Raw genomic sequence first — 13,836 nt, forward strand, 5'->3', positions numbered from 1 at the left:
TGTCTCTATCTTTCTCTCGACCACATATGCCAGTTGCGGCCCGTTGCCTTAAGAAGCGCCTCCAAATAATAGTAATCGCCCCAAATCGTATACATATGCGATCGCCTTCCCTCAGTCCTTCCATAACAACATGAGAGAATACCGCTGACGGCGGGATCGGAGGCCGAGGAATAGCCGACGAGGGCGCTTAACATGTCCAGCGCCCGTCTCCGAAGCTCCGCAGCCCGCTCGGGCTTATCCGCCGCAAGCGCATCGGCCAGATCGAACAATCCGGATATCGCAATGGCGGCTGCCGAAGTATCCTTTAGCTTGATCGCGCCCTCAGGCAGCCGGAAGTCCCATAGCGGCACCTGATCAGACGGCAAGTTGCGGATGAAGTAGTCCGCCATCCGCTCCGCCGTCTCCCTAAACTCCTGCCGCCCCGTCCATTCGTACGACATTTGAAAGCCGTAGACACCCCATGCCTGTCCGCGCGACCAGGTCGACTCGTCGGCATAACCGTCCTCGCAGCGGCCGCCAATCGGCTCGCCGCTATCGGGATCAAAGTCGAATGTATGGTAGGTCGAAGCATCCGCCCTGAGCAAATGCTTGCGCGAGCTGTCCGCATGGCCTTCCGCGGCCTCGCGGTACTTGCTTGCGCCCGTCAACGCGCTCGCCTCATAAAGCAAAGGCAGATTCATCATACAATCAATGATGATCTTCCCCCTGCGTTCGTCGGTATGCAGCGGACCCCATGCCCGGATAAATTGTCCGCGCTCATTGTATCTCTCCAGCAGCTTGTCCGCGGCGTCCACGGCAAGGCGCCGGTACTTCTCGTCATCCGTCAGCCGGTACGCCTCGACGGCATACAACTGATATAGGAAACCTAAATCGTGATCGGTATAACCGGTTCTCAAGCGTTCTTGATAAAGCGGAAAATAGTGCTGCAAGTAGTCGATATATCGCGAATCTCCCGTCACTCGGTAGGCAAGTCCCACCATGCCGGTCCAGAACGACCCTGTCCAACTTCCGTCTTCCGCAAAATTCTCGGCGTAACGCCCCTCCCGATGGAGATGTGGGAATCTTGCTCCGTACGCCTCCATATTTCGATCAATCTTTTCGATTATCCTGTCAATTTCTTGCTGAAATTCTGTTAACATCCCTTCTCCTACCTCCTCCTTATTCGGACGACGAATCGTCCAAACCAATTGTATCAAGGAGGGGGCCTTCTACGAACGATACATCTGTACGATTGGCTGCCTGTTTGTAAGACAGATTCCATGTATAAGCCATTCCACTGCGCCATCAATCCGACTATCGCCTTTTCTTCCCGCTCTCCCGAAGTCTCATAGCTGGAATTCTCCACCATGAGCGGTCCTCATCTAGCAATCGCTTCCCCCCACGCTTCGCGCAGCAACGACACTCCTAACGCCAGCTCCTCCTCGCTCAGGTCGCCGAAGCCCAGGTACACGGTCGCCTCCCCCTTGCCGGGAACCGACCCCATCCAGGTTCGGGCGTAGTCGTAAACCCGAACGCCTTCGTCCGCGGCCAGCTCCATCAGCTCTGCCGCCGAGCGCTCCGTCCGCACGGTTACGCCGATATGGAGTCCGGCGCTGCCGCCGGAGACGGCGATGGCGTCTCCAAAATGCTCCTGCAGGAGCTGCGATAATCGCTGATGCTTTCTTCGATAGGCATTGCGCATCCGGCGGATATGCCGATACCAATGCCCCTGCTCGATAAATGTCCGCATGGCCAATTGGTCCATGCGGGAAGGAACGCTTAGCAGATGGCCAATGGCGCCCAGCCGGGGCAGCAGCGCTTCCGGTATGACCATGTAATTCATGCGGAAGGCGGGCGCGAACGCCTTCGAAAACGTCCCGACATAGATCACTCTGCCTTCGGGATCAAGGCTTTGCATGGAGGGGATCGGCTTGCCCCGGTAACGAAATTCCCCGTCATAATCGTCCTCGATAATGTAAGCGCCCCTCTCCCTTGCCCATTCCAGCAACTTCAAGCGTTCTCCGTACGGCATAACCGCGCCGGTAGGAAATTGATGCGAAGGCGTGACGTAGACGATATCCGCCTTGCTCTCCGCAAGCCCCTCCAGACGGATGCCCAGCTCTCCGACGGGGATAGGCTCCACGACGGTTCCGGCCGCCAGAAATACATCCCTGACGGTCCGGAAGCCGGGCTCCTCGATCGCCGCGATTGCGATGGGATCCAGCAGAGACAAGATCACCTTCAGGCTGCCGGCCATGCCCACGCCGACGACGATCTGCTCCGGCGAACAGACTACGCCCCGCGATTGTCCGAGATACTCCGCCAGTATGGCGCGCAACTCATACTCCCCCTGCGGGTCTCCGTAACCGCTGTGATTCAGGAATTCATGCTCAAGCGTATCATGCAGCGCCTTCTTCCACGCCCGAAGCGGAAACAAAGCCGCATCCACGCCAACCGTGTTGAAGTCGATGCGAAAAGCTTTTGGGGGCTGGAGAACGCCCTCCCGGAATTGCCGTTCCGACAGCGGGATGTCGGGGTATAACCCCGCCCTCCCATGCTTCTGTTTCCCCGCGTCCGGGATCGTTCCCGCTCGGGGAGCTACGGCGAACAGCCCGGATCGCGGTTTGCTCACGGCGTACCCCTCGGCGACAAGCATCTGATACGCGGTTTCGATCGGCGTCTTGCTCAGCTGAAGCGCGGCTTGCAGCGCCCGTACGGAAGGAAGCCTCGATCCGTCCGCAATGCTTCCGTTCGTAATCCGATTACGGATTTCATCATAAAGCTGCCTGTATTGAGGCTGGTTGGAGCCCGAGTCGGCGTCCAGCCAAATGTCCAGCATATTTGTCCCTCCTCATCGAGGTCAATCTGTCTTTTAATTTTTGCGAATTCTGTCCATTTATTGCAAGTCAGTTTTATTGTAAAGTAAGCTGCATGAACCCGCAATGATGAAGGAGAGATGCTCTTATGATACTTACCGCAACGGAAATAAAAGCCTATCTAAAGCGGCTGGATATATCGGACATCGAAGCGCCGAGCTATTCGTACTTAAAACGATTGCACCGCGCCCACGTGGAGCGGCTGTCCTGGCAAACGCTCGATATCGTCGCCGGCAGACCGGCGTCCATCGATCTTGAGCATTCCGTCGGACTTGTCTTGAGCGGGAGAAGCGGCTACTGCTTCCACTTAAACGGGGCGTTCGGCACGCTGCTTCGTTCTTTGGGATTCCGCGTGAACTGGCATCGGGCGGGCGTGCAGCCCTCAGGCATGGAACCAAGGATCAACGGCTTTCATCTGGCTCTTACGGTCGGAACGAGCAATGAGGACGGCGAAGAGGAGCTTTGGATCGCGGATGCGGGGCTCGGCGATATGCCCCATGATCCGCTTCCTCTTGCGGAAGGAATCTATCATCAGGGACCCTTTGCTTATACCGTAACGCATTCGGAACTGGCGGAGAACGGCTGGCGGCTTGTGCATGACCCCCTAGCGACGTTCGCCGGGGTCGACGTGGCGCCGGAGATCGTTCAGGATTTGACCCCGTTCTACGACAAACACGCCTATTACAGCACATCGCCGGAATCCCCTTGGCTGCATACGTTTTTGCTTCGCCATCGTCATGCGACTGGCAGCAACGAATTGCGGGGCTGCGTGTGGAGCAGGCGCGAGGGAGGGCATATAACCAAAACGGAGCTCGCTTCTCAATCCCAATGGCTGGACGTGCTCGGAGACGTGTTCGGCGAACCTCTTGTCGCCTATGACTCGGCAGACCGGGATGCCTTGTGGAAGCTGGTGCGAGGCTGGCACGAGGAGTGGTTGCGGTCGCGGGAACAAGCCGGCGCGGTCGACGGCTAAGCCGCTGTCTTGCCGCGCCGGGCAACAGAAATCGCTTTAAACTTTGATTTTCATTCCGCTGCGCCGACAGGATTACCGTTCGACCGGCACGCAAATTTCGCAAAAATCATGGATTTCCATATTGCCGACGTATCTTTCGATAATCGGCTTATCGGCCTGACGAAGCCCTCTATTGTGCAGAGCCGGGAAAATAGCGCCCCATGCTCTTTGAACATCTTCTGACGTATGTTTGACCGTAAATATCGCGTATTCTCCGCCAACGAACCCCATTTTGCCGATCGACTCATCAATCGCGTTATGGTCGGCAAGAACAATACAAGCATCGTATCTGCATTCCTGGGGTGAAGTTGTTCGAGGATCGTCGTTGGCGATTCCCAATAATACGGTCGAATCCGTAAGCAGCCCCTTCGCCTTCGACCATTCCTTTATTTGTTGCATGGCTAGAGTATTGGCCGGGCCGTATGGCCCCGTCTGCCTCACGTAGGCAAGGCGGTAATTCGGAAGAATCTCCATTTTCATCTCCATAGCACCATTCCCTTTCGGTTCATTATGCGTTACCCATCGAATGCTAACATAATATAAAAAGATATGCATGATTATATTAAAATGAAAATATTTACATTTAATAACATTGATTATACGATGGTACTATAAAAGATAGAACTTCTTGCATAGTCCTTTGTGCAGTATGATGCAAGTAATGGAACGCGGAGTGTGTTCTGCACGAAGGGGGAATACCGCAATATGCAGGTGTCTTTCAAACAAATGTTCATGAGAAAGCTGATAAGCGCAGCTATTGCGACTCCCTTATTTTCGATCCTTTACGCCTGGTTTGGTCCCGATCCATTTGGCGACAATGCCAGCTATTATTCTTTGGGCGACCGCCTGCACGAAGCCATTGGCTATACGATGGTTTATATGATGTATGCTGCACCCGCTATTTATATCTACGGAGTCATGACATCCGTTATTAGCGAGCTGATCTCCCGTGCCGCAACATCGCATCTATGGCTGCGACTGGTTATATCGGCCATCCTGCATATCGCTTTTGGTCTGATTCTGCTGTATATCAGCCTTTTGGCAGCCGTCTTATTTTTCCTGGCCGATACCCTTCTTGCTTTATTCCGCAAGAAATCGTACACCATACAGTTCGCGCTGGCCAGCCTGCTTCTGCCTCTTTCCATTTGGCTTGCGTGCCTGGCCTATATGCATGTCGTGGGCTGACATGCAGCGAGTACAAGAAACTGTAGAGAGCGACAGCATTGAATAGGAGCACGATGGCGATCAGCTGCTACTTCAGCAAGGGAAACAGCCCCATCGGATCAGGCAGCAGCTTCCCCAGTAGGCGGCAAGTCCGGCGGCGGCCCATGCCGGGAATAACAGCGACGGGCCATGCAGGAATAACGACGGTTCAACACGATGATGCAGAACGCTAACGGACATGGGGAGGCCGTCGATTCATTGTGTGCAAAGCTGGAAATGAAGCTGCAATCCATCATCGCCAACCTGTTAACGGAAATAAGGGCCCTTATATGGATCGTTTGGCGTGATATTAAAATCTAAACGGAACTCTGCGACGTTATTCGTGAGAAATCCAGGCAAATCGCGGACTTTTGCCCATCATAAGGGCTGTCAGTTCCATTAGAATTGCGAAGTGCCGCTTTTTGCCGAAATAACGCTTTTCATTTCCGTTACAGTTGCTCCCGTTCATTTCTAACCGGACACTTGCCCGCAATTTCATCTTTGCACAATGAATAGACACCCCCATGGGAAACCTTATTATGATGAAATCGCCCGCACTCGTATTCTAAGAGACAAGAACGACGCTATATGGGCCAAAGACCTCTCCAAACCGCTCCACGGCCCCCAATAGGGTCTTTCCTGTCTGTTAGAATTGGAAATCGGCATTTTCCGCCCCAATAACGTCGCTAGTGTCCGTTAGCCGCACAGCCCCAACACAGCCCCAGCCCCAGCGCCATTCCATCCGCACCAAAAAAACCTGCCCAATAAAGGACAGGTCGACTCATGCAATAGAGGGGCAATTCCGCTTCCCGCCTAGACCCGATGGGTCCTAAAGGGTTGGTGCTGTCGTGTTCTGCCGGTATTCCGAAGGCGTGCAGCCTGCCTTCTTGCGGAAGATCTGGGAGAAGTGGCGGACGTCGGGATAACCCACCTTCTCGGCGATCTCGCCGATCTTGAGCTCCGAGTCCCGGAGCAGCTCCATCGCGCGCTCGAGACGCAGCCCCGTCACGTATTCCTTGAAGCCGCCGCCCGTCTTCTGCTTGAACAACTGGCTGAAGTACACAGGGTTTAAATAGACGACGGAGGACACCTTCTCCAGCGTCAGCTCGGAGGCCATATGGGACCGAATATACTGAATCGCCACCTCCACCGCCTTCTCGCCGCCGCTGGCATAATGATCGTAGACCTGCGATTCCGACGACTTGCGCATCCTCTTGACCTGCTCCGGCACGGCGTCCAGGTCGGTAATCCGGTCGGAGTGCACGACCTGGAACGGTATCTTGAGATACCGCTTGAGATGCGAACGCATCTGCTCGATCAGCGGACCCACCCCCTGTTCCTCCCGCAACGTGACGAGTCCAAGCAGACTCTTGGAGTCGACGCTGGCGACGAACCCGTCTCCAGCGGAGTCGATCAGCTCGGACATGACGTTTTCCACGATAAAGTGCTCCAGCCCGAGATCGGTTTCGCTGTCGAGACGCAGCATGATGAGATGAAAGTAAGGATGGTTGCCTACAAATGGCGCCAGATCGATGCCTCCCAGATCAAGATCGGAAGCCCATCTGGCAAAGATCGCTTCGCGCAGGAAGCGGAGATTGCGAGACAGCAGCTGGGCTTCCTTGTTCCGTTCGTTCTCCTTCTCGATCTCCAATTCCAGCTCCTTGATCTTGCCGATCAGCGTATCCTTGCCGATCGGCTTCAGCAAATAATCCTTCGCCCCGAGACGCACGGCCTCCTTCGCGTAAGCGAATTCGGAGTAAGCCGAGATAACGATCCACTTGATATGGGAGTGTCGGCCCCGCGATACTTCGATAAGCTCCAGCCCCGTCATGCCCGGCATAAGCACATCGGTCAGCACCAGATCGATTGGCAGGCTCTTGAGCAGCTCCACGGCCGCTTCGGGACTGTCCGCCATGACCACGCGATGCTGCGGGAACGCTTTGCGTATCGTCCGCTCAACACCGCTCCTTATCACTTCTTCGTCGTCGACGACCAGAATGTTCATCCCTTTGCCTCCTCCCTCCCTTGAGCCGGGAACGACGCGATAACAGCCGTCCCTTGCCCCTTGACGCTTTCGATACGAAGTCCGTACGTTTCTCCGAACATGAGCCGGATACGGCGGTGGACGTTGAGCAGCCCGATGCCCCTCCGCTCTTGCGACTGCCCGACGCCGCCCGAAGCCAACATGCTCCCTGCATCGCCGATCGATCTGTTATCCTCTATTCCGATTTCTTTCGAAGCGTCCGAAGCGCGATTAGGCAGAGTCGACTTATGGGATGATCCCCAGCCTGACTGCCCCGGCATGACGGAATGCTCCTCCAGCATGTTGCTCAGCCTTGCGAGCGTTTCTTCATCCATGCCGACGCCGTCGTCCTCCACGACGATTTCTACCCGGCCGCCGTCGGCCTCTCTGGAATAGACGCGAAGCAGACCCGGACGGTTCAGCGGCTCCAGCCCGTATTTGACCGCGTTCTCCACGATGGGCTGAAGAATCATTTTCGGAACTTCGATATCCAGCCACTTCTCCTCGACCTCGATGGAGGTCGTCACTCTATCCCCCAAGCGAGTCTCGATAATCGTAAAATAATGCCTGAATTGCTCCAGCTCCAGCCGAAGCTTCGCCTTCGACGCTTCCTCCCAATCGCTGCTGTAGCGGAAGATGCGGGACAGCGCCAAAATGACGCGGCCTAACCGGTCGTTTTCCCGCTCGTCCAGCATCCAGTAGATCATATCGAGCGTGTTGAACAGGAAGTGCGGGTTCACCTGCGATTGCAAGGCTTGCAACTGCGCATTCTTCTCGCTAATGGAGGCCAGCTTGATCCTCTCGATCAGTTCGTCCATCTGCTGAACCATCCGGTTGAAGGAGCCGACGAGCACGTTAATCTCGTAATACGAACGCACTTGCACTTCGCCCTTGAAATTGCCTAGTTCGACCATCTTCATCTGCTGGATGAGCCGCTTGAACGGCGAGGAGAACGAACGCGAGACGAAAGTGGCCAGCACTGTTGCCGCGACGATGAGAATGAGCGCAAGCGTAACAAGGAATTGCTGCGTTTCCCTGAGCTCCAGCCGCAGCTCATTGTTCGGCGTGACGCCGATCATCGTCCAATCCGCCATGCCGATTCGCGCTGCCGTCGACGTGACGTCATCCGAATCGCGCACGACGACCTCTCCCTGTCGCAGCGTTCCCGGCCATTCCGCTGGCACAAGGGCCGGTTCGACGCCCTCGGAAACACCGGTGCGAATGATTTCTTCGCCTCCCGCGCCTCGAATAATAACCTGGCTCCCCGGCCCAAGGCTTGCGTTCGTAAGCGCCGTCTCGATGGCGTCGGCGTCCGTCTCGATCAGCACGATGCCGATGGACTTCAGCGTATCAAATTCGTACAACTGTCTCCCGAATGCAAAAACAGGCCGCTGAATTCCCGCGCTCATTAGCGATTCCGGAAACACGCCCAGCCATTTCATCTCCCCCGTCGATCCCTTGAGCTCGGTAAACCAGGACGTCTCCGAATATTGCCTGACGCTGGCTCCGTTGGTCCGGTCGAAGCTGAACACCTTGTCGTAGTTGGTTACGATATGGATGCCTACCGTATCGCTGCGCGAATAAAAGATGGCGCCGATAATGTCGGTAATCCGCTTCTCCAGCTGCACGGCCTCGACGGATTCCGATCCGGCGTATTGCTTGAGCAGACGGATGAGCTCATAGTTGCTGTTCAGCGATTTGGTGACGCTGTCATACCCTCTTAGCAGCAGGTCGAACAGATTGACGGTTTGCGATATATTTTTTTCGGCGATGGAGCCTACCCGATCCCTGATCTGCTCCGTCGCCCGCTGGTAATAAACCACCGTGACGACGAGCAGAAGACCCAGCATGCTAAGAAGGAACATGGGAAACAGGCGGCCGTGAATGGATTGGAATTTGTTCATTTCTCCATCTTACCCCTTTACGGCGCCGGCTACCATCCCTTTTGTAATCCGCTCGGAGAGCAGGAAATAGACGACGATGACCGGCAACGCGCCAAGCACCAGGAATGCGCCGATGGCGCCATAGTTGACGGAATACTGGCTGACGAAGCTGTTTACGCCGAACGGAAGCGTCTTGAGCTTCTCCGACGAGATGAATGTCGCGGCCAGAATGTATTCGTTCCAAATATTGATGAAGGTCAGAATGCAAACTGTCACAATAGGCGGTACGGAGATCGGCAAAATGATGCCGCGGAAGATCCGAAATACGCCCGCGCCGTCGATAATCGCCGACTCCTCGATCTCGTGCGGGATCGCCTTCATGAAGCCGCTCAGGATGAAGACCGAGATCGGCGTCTGGAACGCGATGTACGGCAAGATCAGAGACAGGTGCGTATTTAGAATGTCCATATTTTTGAAAATAATCATAAGCGGCAGCAGCGTGCTTTGCAGCGGAATCATCATGCCGAGCAGGAACAGCAGCAGTACCAGCTGGCCATACTTCCAGCGGAATCGCGTAATGGCGAAAGCGGCCAAAGCAGCCAGCACGATGACGCTGGCCATCGTAATCGACGTGACGAACAGGCTGTTGCCGAGGTATCTCCAGTAATTGCCGCTCTCGATGGCGGCGCTGTAGTTCTCGATCTGCCAGACGGACGGCAAGGAGAAGAAGCTGCCGGACAGAATCTCGTCGTTCGTTTTGAACGAATACAGGAACAGCCAGAGCAGCGGGTAGAGCTGCGTGACGAGCAGGATGCCCAGCACGATGTAGATCAGCGGCTTGGCGACGGAGAAACGGCTGCCGCCCGTGCGGACAGTCGCGGCTGGCTTGGTCGCCGTGATCGCGGTTCGGCTCATGACAAGCGCCTCCTTCTTACGTATACTTTTTGTCCAATCGATTGAACAGGAAGTTGATAATGACGGTCGCGATCAGACAGACGGCGACGAGAAAGGTCGCGATGGCGCTTCCGTACCCGAACTTCTGCGACAGGATCGACATCTTGTACATATGGCTGGCAATCACGTCGGTTGCGTTGCCCGGCCCTCCGCCCGTCATAACCATAATCAGGTCGAAGGACTGCAGGGAACCGATGAAGGACAGCACGACGGAAATTTTGAAGATCGGGATGATCATGGGCAACGTTATATAACGATCGGCCTTGAAGCCATCTGCGCCGTCGATCTTCGCAGCTTCGTAGATATCGGCCGGAATGTTCTGTACGCCAGTGAACTGGATGAGTATATGGTAGCCCAGGTACTGCCACAGGCCTACGACGATAATCGCGAAGATCGCGATCTTCGGCTCGGTCAGCCAGGAGTGGGTCCAGCTCTCCAGCCCGATTGTTTCGAGAATTTGGTTGATCATGCCCCCCATGGATCCGGGGTTATAGATCGTTTTCCATAGTTGGCCAATAACGACCACGGACAGAATAACAGGCAGAAAATAACTGGAAACCAAAAAATTCGGTTTGCGCACGTAACGGCTAATTAAGATCGACACGAACAGGGCAAGCGGCAATTGAATAAGCATCGAAAATCCCGCAAGCAGGAAGGTGCGTCCGACCGCCGGCCAGAACACCGTGTCGCTCGTCAGCATGTACTTGAAATTATCCAGCCCGACGAACGTCGAGGCTCCGATTCCGTTCCAATCCAGCATGGCGCTGTATACGGACACGAGGATCGGTACAAAAACCAGACCGACATATAACAAAACGCAAGGCAGCACGAACGCCGCGATGGTCCACTTGGACACTTTCAATACGTTCAAGGCATCCATCTCCTTCTCACAAAACCTTCGCTAGCCGACACGGGCGGAGGGAGCGGCGATCAAGCTGCCCCCTCCGTTACCACATCAACGGCTATGATTGCATTTACTTGTTGTTTTCTTCGAAAGCTTTTTGATGTTCTTTGGCGACGTCCGCCGCGTCCTTCTTGGATACGAACAGGTTCTGGATGCTCGTCAAGTGGACTTGGGACGTGCCAGGGTTCATCGTGTTGTCGAAGGAGATGTCTCCGCCTTTAACATCCTTAAACAAATCAAGGACTTGAATCGCCATGTTGGAATAGCCTGCAGCCGCGAAGTCCTCTTCGATCGTCTGGGCGACACCTACCGCGCCTTTCACCTTAAACGCTTCGATCGGGTAATTTTGCATGAAGTAGTTCAGGAAGTCCAGTGTTACGTCCAGATGTTTGCTGTTCTTGGATACCGCGAATGCGGAGCCCGGAGCCAGCATGAATTCGTCAGGGTTGCCTTTGCCGTTAACCGTAGGGAACTTGAAGACGCCGATGTTGTCGTCCTTGTTCACTTCGGATGTCTCGATGCCGCCCGTTGCCCAGCTGCCCATATAGTACATGGCCGCTTTGCCCGTTTTGAACAGGTTCTCGCCCGCATTATAGTCGAAGGAAGTTGCGCCCTCCTGGAAGGCACCGGCTTGAACCAGCGATTGGAACGCGTCTACGGCTTCGGCGAAAGCCGGGTCATTGAACGTTTTGTTGCCGTCGGCTACGTCCTGCAGGAAGCCAGGGCCGTTCGTGCGGAGCAGGACGTTCATAAAGAGGAACGAACCCGTCCAGGAGTCCTTCTCTCCGATTGCAATCGGAGTAATACCGGCTGCTTTTAACGTTTTTGCCGCTTCTACCATGCCCTCGAAGGTCGTCGGCACTTCGACGCCGGCTTGCTTGAACAACGCTTTGTTGTAATAAACAAGGCCGATGTTGTTGCCGTCAGGCAGCGCGTACAGGTTGCCATCGAAAGTGTAGTAGTCCAGAATGCCTTCCTGGAACGTATCCTTGAGGCCGTTTTTCTCCACCATTTCGTTGAGCGGAGCGAACAGGTCCGCTTCCACGAACGGCTGCATTTGGGCGGCAGGGTTCACGATCGTAATGTCCGGCACTTCTTTGGAAGCCGCTTGCGTTTTGAGCTTCAGCTTCTGTTGGTCCGTATTCAAGGAATCCAGCTCGATCTTCACGCCCGGGTGATCCTTTTCGTAATTGGCTACGATCGTACGGATCATCTGGTATTTCGGATCGGATGAGTCCGGGTAGATGTTCTGGAACGTGATCGTCGCTTTTTCTCCGCCTTTATCCCCGCCGTTGCCGCCAGCGGCGCCTTCGTTTGTTCCCGTATTGCCTCCGTTATTGCCTCCGCAAGCGGTAAGACCGACCGCCAGGGCGCCAGCCATTAATACGCTGAATGTTTTGGTTGTTTTGTTAGCCATTTGTGTTTCCCCCTTAATGGTTATGACGTAATTATGCGCCAGGCTGACGGGTCTAACAATAAAGTTAATTAGGAGTTCATGTTTGTTTTTTTAAGGTGGAGAAAATATAGGGGTGCGGGCATACGGCGAGTGCTAGAGCGCGGGGAGTGAGCGGAGGGCGGAGGGCGGCGAGTGAAGAATGAGGGGTTGTGCAGCTTTAGGGAGTAATCAAAACTCCTCGGAGACATCCCGCTCCGCTAGCCGATGATAACCCGCTCCACTACTTTAATGGGAATATGTCCCTCTAATTTCGTCTATTCCCCCCTCATCAATCAAATAATAGGAAAAATGCCTTCTAATTCCTCTCGAATCCATCATACGTACAAAAAAGCAGCAAATTAGAGGGCGTATTTCCCTATAATCAGCGAAATCGAGGTTACTCTCGTGAATTAGAGGGCAGTTTTCCTTCTATTTTTCTTAAGCCAATTTTTCTTTCCCGCACTTCATACTTCCTCCTTCTAATCCTCCATATTCCTTCCTCCACTCTTCCTCCACCCTCTAATACTCACATACCAAACCTCCATCCTGTCTTCTCCTTTTTCTTCCACATCCCATCCTCTATTAAGGTGAGATCAAACGGTGCATAGGGATATGGAATTTAGTTGACCTCCAGCCCACAGATTACCGAAGATGGGGTGACCCAGGGGCTTTTTAGCTTTTCATTAGCATTTCAGGTCATAGCAAACTCGAAAGTTTCTGTTTCGGTTGACGCACTTCGGTTGGCGCACGAGATGTCCGTAGTATTTCCGTTGTATTCCCGGGTTAAATTCTCGTACAAATAACAAACAGCCGTCTCGGTTTAAACGGCTGCTTGCTGCTAAATATAAATCATAAGAAATGAAATGCCGTCATTCTTCCAGGCCTATGCCTGTTGCCACCTTAAGAGCGAAGCAACGACTGGAGCAGCACAATCGCCTGCACGCGGTCGGATACCTCCAGCTTGGAATAAAGCGTGCTGATATAATTGCGCACCGTGCCTTCGGCAATGTGGAGCTGCGCCGCAATTTCGCGGTTGCTGCAGCCCTTGACGATCAGGGCAGCCACCATTTGTTCCCGCTCTGTCAATTCGGGTCTGCGCAACGTCGAATGCTGCGAGGCCGCGACGCTCTCCTTCGACAGCTCCGCAATTCGGCTAGCCAGCTTCGCGGCCACCTCCGACGGCAGAATGAATCTCCCTGCGGCGGCATCGCGAATGGCTTCGATCATTCTGTTCGTGTCCATATCCTTCAGCAGATAACCGATAGCGCCGCCCGCCAGCCCGTCAACAATATACTTTTCCTCCAGATAAGTCGTTAGAATAAGCACCCGGGTTGCCGGATATTCCGATTTGATGCGTTTGAGTGCCGTTATCCCGTCGATTCCCGGCATCTGGACATCCATCAGCACGATGTCCGGGGCAAGACTGGCCGTCAATTCGTAGGCTTCACTCCCGTTCATCGCAAGGCCAAGCACCTCCATATCCTCCTCCAGTCCGATGATGGTGCCAAGCCCTTCTCTGATAAGCATCTGATCGTCCGCTATTACTATTCTAATCATGTTCGCTCGC

At 54.4% G+C, this 13,836-nt stretch carries 11 protein-coding genes; 2 read left to right on the forward strand and 9 right to left on the reverse strand.

Annotation, left to right across the window (positions count from 1 at the left end):
* Window positions 1-5: 5 nt before the first annotated feature.
* Window positions 6-1,139, reverse strand: a complete 1,134-nt coding sequence (locus KJW29_RS22750) for a glycoside hydrolase family 88 protein (RefSeq protein ID WP_214626318.1) — start codon at window positions 1,137-1,139, stop codon at window positions 6-8.
* 218 nt (window positions 1,140-1,357) lie between these two features.
* Window positions 1,358-2,818, reverse strand: coding sequence for a MocR-like pyridoxine biosynthesis transcription factor PdxR (gene pdxR / locus KJW29_RS22755; RefSeq protein ID WP_214626319.1), 1,461 nt, complete (start codon window positions 2,816-2,818; stop codon window positions 1,358-1,360).
* 125 nt (window positions 2,819-2,943) lie between these two features.
* Between pdxR and KJW29_RS22760 the strand changes: the two genes are divergently transcribed.
* Window positions 2,944-3,828, forward strand: coding sequence for an arylamine N-acetyltransferase family protein (locus tag KJW29_RS22760; RefSeq protein ID WP_214626320.1), 885 nt, complete (start codon window positions 2,944-2,946; stop codon window positions 3,826-3,828).
* A 72-nt stretch (window positions 3,829-3,900) separates the two neighbouring features.
* On the opposite strand, the gene KJW29_RS22765 is transcribed toward KJW29_RS22760, so the two are convergent.
* A complete protein-coding gene (locus KJW29_RS22765) occupies window positions 3,901-4,353 on the reverse strand; it encodes an AraC family transcriptional regulator (protein ID WP_214626321.1) in 453 nt (150 codons plus the stop codon).
* Window positions 4,354-4,572: 219 nt separating this feature from the next.
* Between KJW29_RS22765 and KJW29_RS22770 the strand changes: the two genes are divergently transcribed.
* Window positions 4,573-5,052: a hypothetical protein gene (locus KJW29_RS22770; protein ID WP_214626322.1), complete on the forward strand. Its 480-nt coding sequence runs from the start codon at window positions 4,573-4,575 to the stop codon at window positions 5,050-5,052.
* Between the two features lie 847 nt (window positions 5,053-5,899).
* On the opposite strand, the gene KJW29_RS22775 is transcribed toward KJW29_RS22770, so the two are convergent.
* The 6 genes from KJW29_RS22775 to KJW29_RS22800 all read right to left on the reverse strand — a co-directional run bounded on the left by KJW29_RS22775 (window position 5,900) and on the right by KJW29_RS22800 (window position 13,826).
* Window positions 5,900-7,075 carry a response regulator gene (locus KJW29_RS22775; protein WP_214626323.1) on the reverse strand — a complete coding sequence of 392 codons (1,176 nt, stop codon included), beginning with the start codon at window positions 7,073-7,075 and terminating at the stop codon, window positions 5,900-5,902.
* Complete coding sequence (locus tag KJW29_RS22780; protein ID WP_214626324.1) at window positions 7,072-8,997, reverse strand: sensor histidine kinase; 1,926 nt, start codon at window positions 8,995-8,997, stop codon at window positions 7,072-7,074. Before KJW29_RS22780 ends, KJW29_RS22775 begins: the two co-directional genes overlap by 4 nt.
* Window positions 8,998-9,006: 9 nt before the next feature.
* Window positions 9,007-9,891, reverse strand: coding sequence for a carbohydrate ABC transporter permease (locus tag KJW29_RS22785; RefSeq protein WP_214626325.1), 885 nt, complete (start codon window positions 9,889-9,891; stop codon window positions 9,007-9,009).
* A 16-nt stretch (window positions 9,892-9,907) separates the two neighbouring features.
* The gene (locus tag KJW29_RS22790) at window positions 9,908-10,801 is read right to left on the reverse strand and encodes a carbohydrate ABC transporter permease (protein ID WP_087567368.1); all 894 of its coding nucleotides are present in this window, start codon (window positions 10,799-10,801) and stop codon (window positions 9,908-9,910) included.
* 103 nt (window positions 10,802-10,904) lie between these two features.
* Window positions 10,905-12,251 (reverse strand): extracellular solute-binding protein, encoded by a 1,347-nt coding sequence (locus KJW29_RS22795; protein WP_214626326.1) that lies wholly within the window; start codon window positions 12,249-12,251, stop codon window positions 10,905-10,907.
* Between the two features lie 918 nt (window positions 12,252-13,169).
* Window positions 13,170-13,826: a response regulator gene (locus KJW29_RS22800; protein ID WP_214626327.1), complete on the reverse strand. Its 657-nt coding sequence runs from the start codon at window positions 13,824-13,826 to the stop codon at window positions 13,170-13,172.
* Between the last annotated feature and the right edge of the window lie 10 nt (window positions 13,827-13,836).

It is taken from the genome of Paenibacillus agaridevorans, from assembly GCF_018604145.1.
GTDB lineage: Bacteria > Bacillota > Bacilli > Paenibacillales > Paenibacillaceae > Pristimantibacillus > Pristimantibacillus agaridevorans.

What these genes read in the sequence shown, in the direction of transcription:
- KJW29_RS22750 (WP_214626318.1), bottom strand. Translation starts at nt 1,139, where the DNA reads ATGTTAACAGAATTTCAGCAAGAAATTGACAGGATAATCGAAAAGATT.
- pdxR (WP_214626319.1), bottom strand. Translation starts at nt 2,818, where the DNA reads ATGCTGGACATTTGGCTGGACGCCGACTCGGGCTCCAACCAGCCTCAA.
- KJW29_RS22760 (WP_214626320.1), top strand. Translation starts at nt 2,944, where the DNA reads ATGATACTTACCGCAACGGAAATAAAAGCCTATCTAAAGCGGCTGGAT.
- KJW29_RS22765 (WP_214626321.1), bottom strand. Translation starts at nt 4,353, where the DNA reads ATGGAGATGAAAATGGAGATTCTTCCGAATTACCGCCTTGCCTACGTG.
- KJW29_RS22770 (WP_214626322.1), top strand. Translation starts at nt 4,573, where the DNA reads ATGCAGGTGTCTTTCAAACAAATGTTCATGAGAAAGCTGATAAGCGCA.
- KJW29_RS22775 (WP_214626323.1), bottom strand. Translation starts at nt 7,075, where the DNA reads ATGAACATTCTGGTCGTCGACGACGAAGAAGTGATAAGGAGCGGTGTT.
- KJW29_RS22780 (WP_214626324.1), bottom strand. Translation starts at nt 8,997, where the DNA reads ATGAACAAATTCCAATCCATTCACGGCCGCCTGTTTCCCATGTTCCTT.
- KJW29_RS22785 (WP_214626325.1), bottom strand. Translation starts at nt 9,891, where the DNA reads ATGAGCCGAACCGCGATCACGGCGACCAAGCCAGCCGCGACTGTCCGC.
- KJW29_RS22795 (WP_214626326.1), bottom strand. Translation starts at nt 12,251, where the DNA reads ATGGCTAACAAAACAACCAAAACATTCAGCGTATTAATGGCTGGCGCC.
- KJW29_RS22800 (WP_214626327.1), bottom strand. Translation starts at nt 13,826, where the DNA reads ATGATTAGAATAGTAATAGCGGACGATCAGATGCTTATCAGAGAAGGG.